Origin of the sequence: Corynebacterium hesseae (assembly GCF_037850265.1) — a bacterium.
Lineage (GTDB): Bacteria > Actinomycetota > Actinomycetes > Mycobacteriales > Mycobacteriaceae > Corynebacterium > Corynebacterium hesseae.
On sequence record NZ_CP137211.1, the window covers coordinates 1,201,489 to 1,217,623 of the forward strand.

General features: G+C 63.2%; 16 protein-coding genes. 11 read left to right on the top strand and 5 right to left on the bottom strand.

Features of this window, described 5'->3' with window-relative positions:
• Positions 1–81 precede the first annotated feature (81 nt).
• The 8 genes from R3O64_RS05605 to R3O64_RS05640 all read left to right on the top strand — a co-directional run bounded on the left by R3O64_RS05605 (position 82) and on the right by R3O64_RS05640 (position 9,638).
• A complete protein-coding gene (locus tag R3O64_RS05605; protein ID WP_369815762.1) occupies positions 82–879 on the top strand; it encodes an ABC transporter ATP-binding protein in 798 nt (265 codons plus the stop codon).
• A 50-nt stretch (positions 880–929) separates the two neighbouring features.
• Entirely contained in the window at positions 930–1,757 is an 828-nt protein-coding gene (locus tag R3O64_RS05610; RefSeq protein ID WP_070531149.1) for an NUDIX hydrolase, read from the top strand.
• 11 nt (positions 1,758–1,768) lie between these two features.
• Entirely contained in the window at positions 1,769–2,920 is a 1,152-nt protein-coding gene (locus R3O64_RS05615; protein WP_339017460.1) for a THUMP-like domain-containing protein, read from the top strand.
• A gap of 34 nt (positions 2,921–2,954) precedes the next feature.
• A complete protein-coding gene (locus tag R3O64_RS05620) occupies positions 2,955–3,755 on the top strand; it encodes an electron transfer flavoprotein subunit beta/FixA family protein (RefSeq protein ID WP_339017461.1) in 801 nt (266 codons plus the stop codon).
• A 12-nt stretch (positions 3,756–3,767) separates the two neighbouring features.
• Complete coding sequence (locus R3O64_RS05625; protein ID WP_339017462.1) at positions 3,768–4,727, top strand: electron transfer flavoprotein subunit alpha/FixB family protein; 960 nt, start codon at positions 3,768–3,770, stop codon at positions 4,725–4,727.
• Complete coding sequence (locus tag R3O64_RS05630) at positions 4,727–5,851, top strand: cysteine desulfurase family protein (protein ID WP_339017463.1); 1,125 nt, start codon at positions 4,727–4,729, stop codon at positions 5,849–5,851. The genes R3O64_RS05625 and R3O64_RS05630 overlap by 1 nt, the downstream gene beginning before the upstream one ends.
• Positions 5,852–5,941: 90 nt before the next feature.
• Positions 5,942–7,195, top strand: coding sequence for an alpha/beta hydrolase (locus R3O64_RS05635; protein ID WP_339017464.1), 1,254 nt, complete (start codon positions 5,942–5,944; stop codon positions 7,193–7,195).
• On the top strand, positions 7,182–9,638 hold the full coding sequence (locus R3O64_RS05640) for a bifunctional lysylphosphatidylglycerol flippase/synthetase MprF (RefSeq protein ID WP_154762064.1): 2,457 nt from the start codon (positions 7,182–7,184) through the stop codon (positions 9,636–9,638). The genes R3O64_RS05635 and R3O64_RS05640 overlap by 14 nt, the downstream gene beginning before the upstream one ends.
• Here the strand turns inward: R3O64_RS05640 and R3O64_RS05645 are convergent.
• On the bottom strand, positions 9,635–10,039 hold the full coding sequence (locus R3O64_RS05645; protein ID WP_154762065.1) for a hypothetical protein: 405 nt from the start codon (positions 10,037–10,039) through the stop codon (positions 9,635–9,637). The two genes, R3O64_RS05640 and R3O64_RS05645, sit on opposite strands and share 4 nt — an antisense overlap.
• Positions 10,040–10,236: 197 nt before the next feature.
• On the opposite strand from R3O64_RS05645, the gene R3O64_RS05650 reads away from it, so the two are divergent.
• Positions 10,237–11,391, top strand: coding sequence for a glycoside hydrolase family 25 protein (locus tag R3O64_RS05650; RefSeq protein ID WP_339017465.1), 1,155 nt, complete (start codon positions 10,237–10,239; stop codon positions 11,389–11,391).
• Here the strand turns inward: R3O64_RS05650 and R3O64_RS05655 are convergent.
• Entirely contained in the window at positions 11,388–12,230 is an 843-nt protein-coding gene (locus R3O64_RS05655; protein ID WP_339017466.1) for a fused MFS/spermidine synthase, read from the bottom strand. The two genes, R3O64_RS05650 and R3O64_RS05655, sit on opposite strands and share 4 nt — an antisense overlap.
• A 102-nt stretch (positions 12,231–12,332) precedes the next feature.
• On the opposite strand from R3O64_RS05655, the gene mnmA reads away from it, so the two are divergent.
• Together mnmA and R3O64_RS05665 are read left to right on the top strand one after the other, a co-directional pair.
• Entirely contained in the window at positions 12,333–13,418 is a 1,086-nt protein-coding gene (mnmA, locus tag R3O64_RS05660) for a tRNA 2-thiouridine(34) synthase MnmA (protein ID WP_339017467.1), read from the top strand.
• On the top strand, positions 13,419–14,327 hold the full coding sequence (locus R3O64_RS05665) for a methionine synthase (protein WP_339017468.1): 909 nt from the start codon (positions 13,419–13,421) through the stop codon (positions 14,325–14,327).
• Between the two features lie 8 nt (positions 14,328–14,335).
• Here the strand turns inward: R3O64_RS05665 and R3O64_RS05670 are convergent, their stop codons facing one another.
• The 3 genes from R3O64_RS05670 to R3O64_RS05680 all read right to left on the bottom strand — a co-directional run bounded on the left by R3O64_RS05670 (position 14,336) and on the right by R3O64_RS05680 (position 16,127).
• Positions 14,336–15,466, bottom strand: coding sequence for an ATP-binding protein (locus R3O64_RS05670; RefSeq protein ID WP_339017469.1), 1,131 nt, complete (start codon positions 15,464–15,466; stop codon positions 14,336–14,338).
• Between the two features lie 108 nt (positions 15,467–15,574).
• Positions 15,575–15,838 (bottom strand): FitA-like ribbon-helix-helix domain-containing protein, encoded by a 264-nt coding sequence (locus tag R3O64_RS05675; protein ID WP_339017470.1) that lies wholly within the window; start codon positions 15,836–15,838, stop codon positions 15,575–15,577.
• 4 nt (positions 15,839–15,842) lie between these two features.
• Positions 15,843–16,127: a hypothetical protein gene (locus tag R3O64_RS05680; protein WP_070525243.1), complete on the bottom strand. Its 285-nt coding sequence runs from the start codon at positions 16,125–16,127 to the stop codon at positions 15,843–15,845.
• Positions 16,128–16,135: the final 8 nt, after the last annotated feature.

Genomic DNA, 16,135 nt, shown 5'->3' on the forward strand with positions numbered 1-16,135 from the left:
TTTCACCGGGGGCGGAAGGTTTCGGCCACAATGGTGCGTGTGAACACTCCAGAGCAACAAAGCCAGCAAAACCCTGAACTTATGGACACCGACGAAGATTGGTTGATTGACTTCCGCGGCGTCGAACTGCGACGGGGTGGGCGCACGCTGGTGGGGCCCATCGACTGGCAGGTGGAGCTCGACGAACGCTGGGTCATCATCGGCCCCAACGGTGCGGGCAAGACCTCCCTGGTGCGGATGGCCGCCGCCGAAGAGTTTCCCTCCGCCGGCGTGGCATACCTGATGGGGGAGCGCCTGGGTAAGACGGATATGCGTGATCTGCGCGCCGCCATCGGCATTTCCTCAGCCGCCGTCCAGCACCGCATCCCGGACAATGAGCGCGTTGATGACCTCGTGGTCTCCGCCGGCTATGCCGTGCTCGGCCGCTGGCGTGAGGATTACCAAGACATGGATTTCTCCCGCGCCGATGACATCCTGGCTCAAGTCGGCGCATCCCACTTGGCCAAGCGCACCTGGGGCACCCTCTCCGAAGGTGAGAAAAAGCGCGTCATCCTCGCCCGCGCGCTCATGGCCAACCCGGAGCTGCTCATCCTGGATGAGCCCTCCGCCGGCATGGACTTGGGTGGACGCGAGGACCTGGTGGGCTACCTCGGGGACCTAGCACTCGATGCGGATGCCCCGGCGATTGTCATGATCACCCACCACGTGGAGGAAATACCTTACGGGTTTACGCATGCGATGCTCCTGGATGAGGGTAAGGTCGTGGCCAAAGGACTCATTAATTCTGTCCTGACGTCGGAAAACCTCTCCAAGGCCTTCCACCAGCCCATCCAGGTGGACCGCATTGGGGAGCGGTACTTCGCCCGGCGCACCCGCTAATCTCTAGTACACCCCAAGAATTCTGCTCCTTCGCGGACACGGAAAGTTGCATGAGTCAGTCCATCCACGACAGCCTTGACGCCATCGACCCTGGCGAAACCACCGGCTTCAATGGGGCACGCTTGGCCGCTACCGTCCTCCTGTTGCGCGATACCGCAGAGGGTCTGCGCGTGTGGATCCAGGAACGCGTGCGCACCATGCGCAATTACCCCGGCCACGTCGTGTTTCCCGGCGGCGGGGTAGACCCGCGTGACTTCCCACCCCGCACCTGGGACTCCGGCGAACTGTGGGCAGGCCGCTCAGTGGTTTCCATGGCACGCCGCATGGGTGTCACCAAGTACAAGGCCCACGCCCTTGTCTTCGCCGCGGCCCGGGAACTCTTCGAAGAGGCCGGCACGCTGCTGGCCATCCGCGAAGACGGCCTAGTCTCCGATGCCTCGCGCTATCACCGCGAGCGCGAGCTACTGGAATCCCACGAGATTTCTTTTACCGAATTCCTTGAACACAACGGCATGCGAGTCGACGCCGACATGTTCCTTCCCTGGTCCCGCTGGGCAGGTGAGGACAATAACCACTGGTTCGACACCTTCTTTTTCATCGGTGTGCTGCCCGAGGGCCAAGAACCGGATGGCGAAACAGGGGAGGCCGATGACGCCGGTTGGTTCGACCCACAACTGGTCCTCGACGGCTGGCGCGCCGGGCTGGTACGCCTAGCCATCCCCACCTGGGCGCAGCTCAAGCGCCTCACGTCCTATTCCAGCGTCAAGGAAGTCTTGGACGATGCCTCCTTCTCCGATCTGCGCCCCATCATCGGGGATCCCCGGGACGATGAACGCTACCGCGAGTACTTCACCACATTCCCCGTCAACCGCATCTAGAAAAGCACACCATGAGCTACACCCTGGACGAAGTCGCCTTCCTGCGCGAGAATGCAGCCGCCATCGACGCCGCCGCGGCGGACCTGGAGGGCACAAAGAAGGCGCACCTGAGGGACGTCGCCAAGCTGCAGGCGCAGTTCGGTGATTATGGGCGCGCCGTGGCCGAGCTCATCCAAGCTCGTAGCTCCGGAAAGCTGCCGCAGGATTGGCTCATGGACCACGACTCTGCACAACAGGCCACGCCACCCGCGGTGGCCACCTACCGCGCGCAATTCCTCCAGGAGCGCAACGTGGACCTCGTCCACGACCTCACGTGTTCCATCGGCACCGAGGGGCAGGCTTATCGCCCCGGCGCTTATGTGGGCAGCGACCTCGACGCCTCACGCGTGGCCATGGCGCGGCACAATATTGAGCACCCCGTCTTTCGCGCAGATGCGCTGACAACAACGACGACCGCCCAGGTCTGCATCGCCGATCCCGCCCGGCGCCAAGGCGGCAACCGCATCACCCGGCTTGACCAACTGCTACCACCACCGGCAGATCTCCTGGACACCCACGGTGAGATGGCCATCAAGTGCGCGCCGGGAATCGACCACTCCGAATGGGAAGGCCTAGCCTGCGTGGTCAGCCTCGACGGAGGGGTGAAGGAAGCCTGCCTGTACACCCCGGGCCTGGGAACGGGGAAGAGGGCAGTGGTCCTCAGTACCACGCCAGATGGAATCCACACGGACGTCATCGACGACGACGTCGCAGAGCACGAGCTACCTGAGGCCGGCCCCATCGGCCGCTTTCTCATCGACCCCGACGGCGCCATCGTGCGCGCCGGGCTGGTGCGCCACTACGCCGCGCGGGAAGGCCTGCACCAACTGGACCCGCGCATTGCCTACCTCACCGGTGACCGCCTGCCTCACGGCACCTCCGGATTTGAATTCATCGAGATGGTCCCCATGAAAAAGCTCAAGGCGGCCATGGTTGCCCACGATGTTGGCTCGCTGGAAATCCTGGTACGCGGGCAAGATGTAAACCCGGATCAGTTGCGCAAGAAGCTCAAACTGAAAGGTTCCACCGCCAAGACCCTCGTGGTCACGCGCATCGGTGCGAAGGGAGTCGCGGTGTTGTGTGGACCGCGAGTAGTATTGTCCGAAGGTAATTACGCACCCTAATAGTTTCAAAATTTACGGAAGGGGAAGTGCCCACATGCCAGTCATTGTGGCTCTGGTCAAGCACGTACCGGATACGTGGTCAACCAAGACCCTCGAGGCGGACCACACCTTGGACCGCACCTCGGTGGATAACGTCATCGACGAGGTCAACGAGTACTCCGTCGAACAGGCCCTGCGCCTGCGCGACGACAATGCCGATGCCGGCTATGAGGTCGTGGCGCTTACCATGGGCCCGGCGGCTGCCGATGAAGCCCTGCGCAAAGCCCTGGCTATGGGCGCGGATCACGCCGTGCACGTGACGGACGACGCCCTTGCCGGCGCCGACGCACTGGCCACCGCCTGGGTCCTCAACGCAGCCATCAACCAGGTGGCTGAGAAATTCGGCGAAGTCCAGGTCATCACCTTGGGCAATAATTCCTCGGACGCCTCCACCGGCCTTCTCGCTGGGCTCTTGGCCGAGTACCGCCAGCTGCCCGCGCTCACGGAGCTCAAGGCAGCCTCCCTGGCCGGCGCCACCGCCACCGGCACCCGCGAGGACGCCCACGGCCATTGGGAACTTGAGGCCAACCTGCCGGCCATTCTGTCCTTTACGGATAAGGCCGACAAGCCGCGCTTCCCCAACTTCAAGGGCCTGATGGCCGCTAAGAAGGCTGAGGTCACCACGCTCGCCGTGGCCGACCTGGGCATCGATGGTGTGCCGTCCACCACCACCGTGACCGCCGCCGCACAGCGCCCAGCTCGCACCGCCGGTGAGGTCATCACCGATCCGGATGCGACCGTGGCAGCTGCCAAGGTTGCGGACTTCCTGGCCGCCAAGAATCTCATCGAGGGTTAAAGGAGAAAACACATGTCTCACGTTTATGTCCTAGTTGAGCACGAAGCAGAGCAGCTCAGCCCCGTTACCGGCGAGCTCATCACCGCTGCCCGCGCACTCGGTACCGTCTCCGCCGTGGTCGTGGCCAAGGATGCCGCCACCGCCGCATCCTTCGACGCCGAGCTGGGCAACCTCGGTGCAGCCCAAGTAGTTCAGGCCACCGCCGCGGACTATGAGCAGCGCATCGTCACCCCGGAAGTTGACGCCCTCCACGCCCTGGCCGCCAATAACCCGGCGCCCATCGTGCTGGCCGCCACCCCGACCAACAACGAGATCGCCGGCCGCCTCGCCGCCCGCCTGGGCTCGGGCACCCTGGTCAACGTCGACGGCATCAATGCTGATGGCTCCGCGCACCACACCATCTTCGGCGGCTCCTACGAGACCTCCTCCACGGCCACTGGTTCCGTGGTCTACACCCTGCGCCCTGGCTCCGTGGCTGCTGAACCCCAACCGGTCACCGCGGCACTCGCTCCCTTCGATCTGCCTGCCGCCACCGCGAAGGACGTCACCGTTACCTCCTTCACCCCGGCGGAGAAGACCGCCCGTCCGGAGCTAACCTCCGCGAAGGTCGTTGTGGCCGGCGGCCGCGGCGTGGGTGACAAGTTCGCCGACGTGGTGGAGCCGCTTGCCGACGTCCTCGGTGGCGCCGTCGGCGCCACCCGCGACGCCGTGGACGAAGGCTTCTACGACCCAGCCCACCAGGTGGGCCAGACCGGCGCGACCGTCTCCCCGAAGCTCTACATCGGCCTCGGCATCTCCGGCGCTATCCAGCACACCTCCGGCATGCAGACCTCGGAGACCATCGTCGTGGTCAACCAGGATCAGGACGAGCCGTTCTTCCAGATCGCCGACCTCGGCGTGGTGGGCGACCTCCACGAGATCGCCCCGGCGCTGGTCTCCGAGCTTGAGTCCCGCAAGGGGGCCGGCAACTAATGCCTCGCTACCTCGATTACGCAGCTACCCAACCCATGCGCCAGTGCGCCATCGACGCCTGGGTCGACGCCGCCGGGTCCCTGAACCCCGGCTCGGCCTATGGCTCCGGGCGCAAGGCGCGCTCCGTGTTGGATGACGCCCGCGAGACCGTCGCCGAGCTGCTCGGCTGCGAACCCATCGAGGTAGTCTTTACCTCCTCCGGCACGGAGGCGGATAACATTGCCATCCAGGGCCTTTTCCGTGCGGGGGCGGATACGACACCGCACATCATCTCGACCCCCATCGAGCACCCCGCCGTCCTGGAGACCGTGGACAAGCTCCGCGCTGAGCACGGCGCTACCGTTGACCTGCTTCCGGTTGATTCCACCGGCCACGTCAGTGACCTCGCAGCCCTGGATACCCCGGCCGCGGTGGCCACCTGCATGTGGGCCAATAACGAGACCGGCGCCATCCAGCCGGTCGCCGACATTGTTCAGCGTGCCGCCGCGCAGAGCACTCCTGTGCATATCGACGCTGTGCAGGTCACAGGTAAGCTGCCCATCAATTTCCATGAGCTGGGTGCCACCACATTGGCGGCCAGCGCCCACAAGTTCGGCGGGCCCCGCGGCATCGGCCTGCTGCTCGCGCGCCGCACCCCGGCGCCTCAACCCATTGCCTTCGGCGGCGGCCAGGAGCGTGGCATCCGCCCCGGCACCGTGGACGTGGCCAGCGCGAGCGCACTCGCCGCGGCCCTGCGTGAATCTGTCGCGGACATGGAGCAGGAGACCGCTCGCCTGAGCGCACTCCGCGACAAGCTCAAGGCCGGCATTGAGGACAGTATCGACAACGTCATCATCAACTCCGTCGAGCCCACCCTGGCTTCCCACCTCCACGTGTCCTTCCCGGGCACGGATGGCGACAGCCTCATCATGCTTCTCGACGCCTCCGGCATCGAAGCCTCCGCCGGCTCCGCCTGCCACGCGGGCGTTAACCGCATGTCCCACGTGCTCGAAGCCATGGGCATCGACGAGGAACACGGTCGCGGCAGCCTGCGCTTCAGCCTGGGGCGCCTCACCACCGACGAGGACATTGACGCCGTCCTGGCAGAGCTTCCGGAGATCATTCGTCGCGCTCGCTCGGTCTAGTGCAATTTTCCCGCCCAATTCACAGTCACTCGGGCATATTCACAGGGAGACTACAGCGCTTTCGGCTCGGCGCGGGTCTAAGTTTAATCCGTGAATAATTTCATCCAGTCCGTGCTGGGCCTACCGCTGACGGATTCCGTGAACGGCGGGATCTACATCGCCATTGTGGTCATCAGCGCGATTCTCATCGCATGGCGCCTGCACAAACGCGATTTCGTGTCCTTCCTTCTCGCCGCAGTCATTGCCACCGTGGCCTACTTCGCGCTTAAGCATTGGGATGTTCCGTTCTACCTTTTCGTTGCCGGGCTGGTCCCCATCGCGGGGCTCATCTCCCTCATTCACCATGCGGGCCGACGTGTCCTTATGGCCGTGATAGCAGCATTCTCGGCACTTGCGGTGGCCGGCCTGGCCAATATGGAGTACCAGTCCTATCCGGACATCGCCTCGCTCGATCCCACGCCGGTGGCCCAGGAGATGGACTACGGCCAATTCAAGGCCATCAAGTCCGCGGATTCCGCTGCGATTGTGCACCTAGATCTTCCGGGTACCAAGTCAGGATTCACCGCACGCCAGGCCATTGCCTACATCCCGCCGGCCTATTGGAGCAAGAAGGATATGAATCTTCCCGTCCTAGTCCTGCTCCACGGCAACCCGGGTGGGCCCGAGCAGTGGTTCGGCTCTGGCGAGGCGGCCGAAACCGCCGATGCTTTCCAGCGCGCCAATGGGGGACTAAGTCCCATCGTCGTGGCGGTCGACGCCACTGGTAGCGAGACCGCCAATCCCATCTGCGCCGACTCTTCCGTGGCTAAGGTCATGACGTACTTAGCTACCGACGTGCCGAAGGGCATCAAGAGCGCCTTCCGCGTCGACGAGAACCAACAGCACTGGACCGTCGCTGGTTTGTCCTACGGCGGAACCTGCTCTCTGCAGATCCTCACCAATCACCCGGAAGCCTATGGCCAGGCAGTGGACATCTCCGGCGAGGCGGAACCGACCATTGGCAAGCACGCTGATACCGTGGCCAAATTTTATGGGGGCGATGAAGCCGCTTACCAAGCCGCTAATCCCGCACACCTGCTAGCGACGAAAAAGTACCCCGACCACCAATCAATCTTCATCGCCGGAAATCGCGACGCTGCCGCGGTGAACGCACTCAGCCAACTGAGCGATGCCGCGAGCGAAGCCGGCATGGCCACCTACTACACCTCCCGTCCAGGCGGCCACTCCTTCGAGGTGTGGCGCCCAGCCCTGCGTGAGACTTTCGCCTGGATTGCCCGCCGCGGCGGGCTCACCGACATCACCGATCCCTTCGATGGAGTGCAGAATTCCGATGTCCACCGCTAATACTGAGACCGTCACTAGTTCCACAACCACCACCAGCACCATTACTGCGATTCTTGGCCGCGCACCCGTCGCCTGGCTGCTTATTGCAGTGATGTGGCTGCTCGCTGTCCTTAACGCGCTGGATAAGGGGATCAGTGATGCCATTGTCAGCATGGGCCTGACCGGCCGCACGATAGGTGCCGTCGTGGCGTTGACGTTCATGGCTCTGGCCTTCGTCCTCCCGGCGGAACGCACACTCGGCTCCCTGAAAACTCTCGGCGTCGGCGTGGTTTCCCAACTCGTCTCAGTTCCGGTGGCTTTCGTGGCTGCCCACGGCATTGAGGAAGTTGGCCTTAACCGCTGGGGCGATGACCTGCTCAGTGCCGCCGCGCTGTCACCTATCGGTTTCATTGTCGGCACGGCGGGATTCACCTCCGCGTGGATGCCGCGCCTGTGGCAGCGTCGTGTGCGCCTGTCCATCCTGGCGCTCACCGTGACGATGGCGCTTTACGGCGGCACCTTTAGTGACGTCCTCGGCGTAACCGCTTCCGCGCTATCAATCCTCGCCGGCATTCTGTGGGCGGTCTATGCGCCGAATACGAAGGCCGAACGCCCCTCAGCGTTTCGCCGCGCCTCGGTTCCTGAACGCCGCGTGCTTACCGCACTCGTCCTCGGCATTGTGGCCATCGGCCCAGTCTTCGTGGCGCTTGACCCATTGGCGGAGGGCCCGTTCAGCCAAGTTACGCGGCTCATGTGGTCCTTTAACTCTGCTAATTACCATGCCGCTGAAGTATGCCAAGATGCCCCTGCAGGCCAGGCCTGCCTAGCTGCTCTCGATGTTGCCCGCGTCCACGGCGTTGGACCGGTCATCGCCAGCCTCATGCCATTGCTGATCCAGCTCGTGCTTTGTTTCGGTCTGATCCGCGGACGCCGCCTGGCCTGGTGGCTGTCCGGTGCGGTGCAGCTCCTGGTCATCGCGGTGCTGTTGGTGCAGCTGCGTGACTTCGGCGAGGACGGCATTGTTCTCTACGGTGTTAACCTCGCCGCCGTGGTGCTGCCCTGGGCCGCATGCCTTGTCGTACTCGTCTGGAACCGCCGCGTATTCCACATCCACGAAAGCGCCCGCGCACTGGGCAAGGCCGCAGTAAAGATTGCGGTTGTCTTCGTCATCACGGCTGCTCTCTGGTTCTTTGGAGCATTGCTTTTCAAAGGCGGCTTCGTCGAGTCAGCCACCGCCGGCACCATCCTCGCCGAACTCCCACTGCGCTACGTCCCACCAGTCGTGGCCACGCTGCTACCGCTCGAGCTCGCCCCGACCACGTGGCTGACGTGGGCCCTCTACGAGTGGGTCGGCACACTGTTTTGGATGTACACCGCCTGGGCGGCCTACCGAATGTTTGCGACACCAGCGAACCCTGAGGCCGCAGAGGCCCGCGAGCGCGCCCGCGCCATCCTTGAACAGGGTAGCGGCGACCACCTCTCCGCCATGACCCTGTGGAAGGGAAACCGTTACTTCTTCGCCGCTAACAACTACGTGGCCTACCGCGTCCACAACGGGATTGCGCTCAGCCTCGGCGAGCCAGTGGGCAATGACCCGCAGGCCACCGCAGCCGCCTTCGAAGAATTCGCCCGCGAACAAGGCTGGCGCCCAGCCTGGTACTCGGTACGGGAAAGCTTCACCCGCCCAGGCTTCCGCCGTCTCGAAATAGCTGAGGAGGCCGTCCTGGACACCTCTAACACCGAGTTCAAAGGCAAGAAATTCCAGAACATCCGCACGGCCCGTAACAAGGCCAGCAAGGAGGGCGTGACCACGTTGTGGACGGAGTGGAAGGACCTTGATCTTGCCACCCGCAACAAGATTGCGGAGCTCTCCGAAGAATGGGTCTCTGACAAAGCTCTCCCGGAGATGGGCTTTACTTTGGGCGGTGTTAACGAGCTGCGGGAGGAAGGCACCAAACTACTACTCGCGCTGGGGGAGGACGGCACGCTGCACGGCGTGACATCCTGGCTCCCTGTTCGCGAAAACGGCAGCGTGGTGGGCTACACCCTCGACGTCATGCGCCGCGCCGACCACGGCTTCAAGGGCGCTATCGAGCTGCTCCTTTCCGAGGCCATGATCATTGCCGCCGGCGAAGGCTGTGCCTGGATTTCACTCTCCGGCGCGCCCTTGTCAGGTACACCAGAGGAACCCGGGCTTCTCGACGCCCTCCTCACCCGCCTCGGCGAAGAAATGGAGCCTCTCTACGGCTTCCGCAGCCTGGCTGCCTCCAAACGCAAGTTCCAGCCGGAAGAGCACAAGTGGTACCTAGCCTACAACGATGAGCTGGCGCTGCCTGCCATCGGCTTGGCCGTCGTCCACGCCTACGTACCCGACATGAGCGCAGCTGACGCCGCCCGGGCGGTGAAGACGTGGCTGCAGGAGCGTCGCCAAGCACTGCGCGATTCCCAGAGCCGTGGCACCTAGAACATGAACTTCGGCCCGAAGTAGACAACGATGGGCACGATACTCAGGATTGCTAGCACAAGTGCGAAGAAGGCGGTCCTCCTGCGCGAGGATGGTTCATCGGATAAGAGCGACTTGAAGCCCAGAAAGGCAAAGAGCGGTGCGAGAACCGGGGTGGCGAAGCACAGCCCAATGAAGGCGAAGATTCCGAAGAAACCGAATAGGGCCGAGGCGGGTTCCTCGACGGCATCGGCGACGAATAGTGAGAGGAACCCAAGCGCCCAGCCGCACAGAATGGTGATGGATCCCCACAAGGCGAGTTTCTCGTTGAAGACTCTTGCCAGGCCACGGCGTAAAGGCAGCCCTGATTCCTGGGATTCTTGGAAAGCCTGGGGCGCGGAGGGCTCGGCGTTCTGATCCATGGAGCTGTCCTTCTTCGGTATCAGTCTGTGGCGCTGTCAGTGGCTAAGCGATCGGTGGTGAATTTGATGCGCAGTGTAGCAGCGGTTGTTGCTGCTGGGAGTGATGTCCAGGACTGCGTTAAGGATGTGGCAAACGAGTTTAAAGTTTCGCGTGTTGCAACTGTGACTGATGTTGTTAAAGCGGTAGTGTGGCGCGCATGAGCCATGCACGTCGCCTTGTTACCGCCGCCGTTACCGCAGTAGCGGCCGTGGCACTGTCCGTATCCACCGCCGTTGCCATCCCGTCCACCGCACCTTCCGGTGTGGATGTTTCCGGCAATAACCACGCGTCCCTTCGCGGAATCGATTGGGACGCTGTGAAGTCTGATGGCCAGTCCTATGCCTTTGTGAAGGCTACTGAAGGCGTTGGGTTTGTTAACAACCACTTCGTACGCGATGCCAATGCCGCCGCAGCGGCTGGTCTGAAGGTCGGCGCTTATCACTACGCGCGCCCGGCTGGTGATGCCAAGCAGCAGGCAGCGAGCTTCGCCTCCCAGATTGCACTGGTGCCGACGCAAACTCTGCCGCCGGTGCTCGACATTGAGGTCGATGAGGGCCTGAGTACTGCTCAGCTGGAGGAGTGGATCGACACCTTCATGACTGAGGTGAAGACCCTAACCGGCCGCACGCCAATGCTGTACACCTATAAGTACTTCTGGATGGGCCAGATGGGCAATTCCACGCGCTTCTCCGAGTATCCGCTGTGGTTGGCGGCCTACCAGGACACCGCGCCGGAACCGGTCGGTGGCTGGGACAAGCTGGCTTTCTGGCAGCGCTCCGGCAGCGGCCGTGTTGCCGGTATCGAAACCGATGTTGACATGAACCTCTTTAACGGTACTGAGGCACAGCTGCAGTCCTTCTCCGGTGGCAATTACATCGACTTCGGCGGCATCTTGGATGACATGGTCATCCCGGGCGTTGACCTGGGCGACGACGCCGGCGTGCTGATCGCTGGAATCCTGGCCCTGGCAGCCGGTGCTGTAGCCGTTCCGGCCGTCGCCGATGCCGCCAAGAACGCGGGGCTCGATGTCGATGCGACCGGTCTTATCAAGCAAGCGGAAAAGCTGCTTAACGACGGCGCCATCAGCACTGATGACCTCAAGGACATGGCCAACAATGACGCCAGCATCGGCGATCTAGCCATCTTCCTTGATAACGCGCAGCACCTCCAGGACGTTGACGCCGATAACGTCAGCCAGCAGGACGTGGAGAACGCCGACCGTGCCGCACGCAGCGCTGGTCACGCCGCAGGCGTTGCGGTGCCGAATCTCGACGCCAAGCAGGTGGCGGACCTGCTCAATAACCTGCGCTAATCGCTACCGGGTGACGGGGCGTCGTGGCGCGGATTAGCCCCCTTAAAGAAGCTGCGGGTCCAGGATTCGTCGCGAAAGTGCGCGGGCACCGCACCGGACAGCAGTGGTTTAGAAAGCGCGGCGGCTTGCGGGGAGCCGTCGACAGGCAGCTCGGTGTCTGAGCCGATGAGGATGATGTTGCCGTAGCGCCGACCCTTAAGCATGGGAGGGTCGGCAATAACGGCAACGTGGGCAAAGACTTCTGCCATTCCGGCGAGTTCTGCCTTCGCCCCTTGCAGGTCGGAGTGGTCACCGCAGTTGGCAACGTAAAGCCCGCCCGGGGTGAGCGTGGCGTGGGCGTGCTGGAAGAACTCTTGGGTGGTGAGAGGCTCCGGCGTGACGGCGCCGGCGAAGACGTCGCGGATGATGACGTCGAAGCGATTCGGAGGGAAGCCTTCCGTCACCGCGCGTGCCTCACCGGCGCGGATTTTCACGCGGGGAGCGGCAGGGATATCGGCCAGCTCACGGATGAGCTCGGCCAGTTTCGCGTCGAGCTCTACCACCGTGTTGTGGGAATCCGGCCACAGGTCTGCGAAGTAGCGGGGGAGAGAACAGCCACCGCCGCCCAGGTGGAGCAGGCGCTTGCCGGGCGCCAGGTTCTCCACCGCAGCGGCAATCCAACGCATGTACTCGAATTCGAGGGTACGTGGGTCTTCGGGGATGAGGTGTGAGGAGGGCACGCCGTTGATGTTGAGGATGAAGGCGCCATCGCGGAAGGGGTCGGCTTCGACGACAAGCTCCCCCGTGGAAATCTCGTAGGTGCCCGCGATTGAATCGGTCTTGTTGCGCTTTCTTCCCATAATGCCTTTTAGCTTAGGGAATAGAGCGTGAGTTCAGTGTGTTGGGGTATGGGGTACACCGCGACTAGCCTAAGTGGACGAAAGAAGGAAGAAGGGGAAAGCATGCGAGTATTGGTAGCCATGTCCGGCGGCGTTGATTCCTCGGTCGCCGCGGCACGCGCGGTGGAGGCGGGCCACGACGTCATTGGTGTGCACCTGGCCCTGCACAAGGATGCACAGCAGACACGTGAGAAGGCACGCGGTTGCTGCTCCTTGGAGGATTCCGCCGATGCCCGCCGTATTTGCGACAAGCTCGGCATTCCTTTCTATGTGTGGGACTTCTCCGAGGAGTTCAAGGAAGCCGTCATCGGCGATTTCGTGGACTCCTATGCCCGCGGCGAGACCCCGAATCCGTGCCTGCGCTGCAACGAGAAGATCAAGTTCGCAGCCCTTCTACGCAAGGGCATGGCGCTGGGCTTCGATGCGGTGGCTACGGGCCACTATGCCACTATCGACGCCGACGGCTACATGCGCCGCTCCCTGGATGAGAACAAGGACCAGTCTTATGTGCTGGGTGTTATTACCAAGGAGGAGCTGGACCACTGCTTCTTCCCGATTGGTGATACTCCGAAGCCGCAAATCCGCGAGGAGGCCAAGCGCCATGGTTTCTCCACGGCGGCCAAGCCGGACTCCTATGACATCTGCTTCATCCCGGACGGCAATACCCAGGCCTTCCTGGGGCGTTCCATCGGCCTGCGCCCAGGCATGATCGTGGACACCGAGGGCAACGAACTCAAGGAACACGATGGCGCGTGGAACTACACCATCGGCCAGCGCAAGGGCCTGGACATCAAGACGCCGACTGCCGACGGCTCCCCGCGCTACGTCACCGACATCGACGCGGCCACCGGCACCGTCACCGTCGGGTCGCGCGCAGACCTGGCCGTGACCCGCATCGAGGCCGACCGCCTAAAGTACCTGCACCCAGCGATGGAAGGTGACTTCGACTGCGAGGTGCAGGTGCGAGCCCACGGTTCCGTCGTTCACTGCTACGCTCACGTGGACCGTGAAGCCGACCGCATGACGCTGGACCTGAAGGAGCCTCTTTCCGGTGTGGCTCGTGGCCAGGCTGCCGTGCTCTACCTGCCGAGCCCGGACGAGCTAGGCGATATCGTGCTGGGCTCCGGCACCATCTGCGGGACGGCGTAGATGACGGGATTCGCCCTTGGCCCCATGCCCGGCACCTCCATGGCGGAGGCCGCGGACATCATCATGGGGGAGACCGAGCTTCCCGCCATCCCGCAGCTGCCCGAGCGTGGGCTGGGCTCCGATGCAGTGGGCCGCACGGCCAGCATGCTGGAGGCTATCTCCATCGACCGCGGCCCGCGCTCGTGGCGCATGACAGCGCGCCCGCAGTTGCTCACCCGCCGCACGTGGGACCGCTTGGAACGCGACCTCGACGAGGTCCAGGAAGTCTGGGGCGAGACCGTGCCGCGCGTCAAGGTCCAAGCTCTCGGCCCCTGGTCGCTTGCGGCGAGCATTGAGCTTTCCGACGGCCACCGCGTCCTCACCGATCGCGGCGCCTTCACCGAGCTTGCCGACGCCCTCCGCCACGGCCTCCACGCACACGCCGAGGACGTCGCTCGCCGCTTCCACGGGGAGGTCGTCGTCCAGCTCGACGAGCCCCTGCTTGCCGATATCATCGCCGGCCGACTCCCCGGCACCACCGACTTTGACACCATTCCCGCCGTTCCAGATGAGGTCGCGCTCGATCTCCTGCAGTCTTTCGAGGCAGACTACCTACACGCCCCGCCGCTGTGGTCCCTCGCGCGTGCCGCAAAGACCTTCCTCACGACTTTCCGCGGCCTAGACACCCCGCGTCACCTCGACGGCCTGGGTGAGCACTTGAATGCCGGCCACCGCATCGCTCTGGGTATCGAAGGTTCCGATTCCCGCGCGGAGGCCATCACGCTGGCCCGTCACCTTGACCGCATCGGCATGCCACGCGAGCTGCTCATCGATCATTTCGACGTCTACCCAGTCAAGGCCTCCGCTCGTTCACTGCGCTCGGTATCCGAGACCGCCGATATCCTGATTCGCGACGCCGGTGACCTTTAACCCAGTTGTTAATCGACTCGTCCCAGGCTGTCCGTAGCGGTGAAGTAGGCCTCCATATACGGGATGACGAACTGGAGCCTGCCGTGGGCGGTGGGTTCGATGAGGTCGGCGTCGATAAGCCTTTGGCGTGTGGCCGATAGTGAGCGCACCGTCCGGTCCTGGTGCGCCGCAATGTTCTTGATTTCCGCCGTGCCGTCCTCCATAACCGCGCTCATCGCCTCGAGGAAGAGGCGCTGGGCCGGTGGAAGCGAAAGGGTAGCGGGCTGGTGTACCTGGGCGCCCAAAACCGAGATAGCCTCGGCTGACACCGCTGCGACGTCACTCTCCTCGATACTGCTCCCACCCTCGCGCTGCGCCTTTCCCCAAGCCAGTGAGCCCACCAGCTGCACCATGTAGGGGTAGCCGCGCGACAGGCGCACCGCCGCTGCAACCGCATCATCGGTGAACTCGAGCCCGGACTGTGCGGCGGTCTCGGTGAAGGCCACCTCGGCGTTCGCGGGGGAGAGCGGGCCCAGAACGAACTTCTGCGCGCGGCGTAGGAAGGTTACACCCGGCAGGTCCAGCAGGCGGTTGACGCCTTGTGGAAGGCCCGCGGCGACAATAGCGACGTCGAGCTCATCGCGCACCAAGTCTTGGTAGGTCACGGCCAGGGAAGTTAGGTTCTCGGCGTCTGCGTCCTGCACTTCGTCGATGGTGAGCAGCACGCCAGTGCCTTTGAGCATGCCTAAAAGCTCGCGCAGGCGGGTGTTGAGCGTGGGTTTATAGGCTTCCTCGGTGTTGTGCTGGATGCCGATGGTTGCCACACCACCAATGCCGACACGGTTGACCTTGTGCTTGTCCGCCGGGGCCAGCTTGTCCATGATGCGCGGGATGGTGGTGTCAACGAGCTCGTCAACCATGGAGCTGCGTCCCGAGGCTCGCAATGTGATCCACCCGCGACTAGAAGCGATATCTTCTATCTCGTTGAGCAAGACCGTCTTGCCGATACCGCGGGCACCGCTGATGATGAGCGAGCGGCCCGGGCTGCCTGGTTGGGAGTCAAGCGCTGCGCGGAAGGTGTCGAGCACTGCCGTGCGGCCGACCCAGAATAGTGGTGGAACGCCGAAGGTGGGGCGGAAGGGATTCTCGTGCGGGGACATAGCCTCATCCTAGAGCATTGGGAGATTTGGGAGACTTTTCTAAAAGCGGAGATTTGGGAGACTTTTCTGAGGGCGGCGACTAGGGAGACCAACGATCTCCTTAGTCTTCTATGTGTCTCGTCCGGCGCGGATTGCGGCGATGACGTCGAAGTCTCCCTTCACATCGATAGGTGCACGCTGGGAGAGTTCGGCCGCCTTTTCTTCGATGGATTTTCTGTTTGCGGTAAATGGGGACGACGCGACCCTGGTGAGGATGTTGCGCACGTAGTCTTCGAGGGAAACACCAGCGGTAGCGGCGCGGTGCTGAAGGGGTGCGATTGTTGTACTGTCTACGTCCTGGATTTCAACGGTGCAGGTAGGGGAGGAGCTCATAGTGCTATCGTACGGGAGCTTCTTGACCAGCGTCTGTGCCGCTAGAAGGCTGCACGGCCTGCCAAGCCACCGCGCCGATGTGCAGCGAGCAGGCTGCCACAAGGGCGTACCACCAGCCAAAATTCACTGAGGTGTGCCATGGCATGGCGTAGCCGATGAAGAGTATGGCGAGGATCGTAATCGTCGTGGTGCCAATGCTTTGAGCAATGGAATGGGGCTTTCTCAGGGCCTTCCATGCGGCCCAGAGCTCCGAAGCGGTGATGACGGCGAGCGCTACGGTGAGGAACATGGTTACTC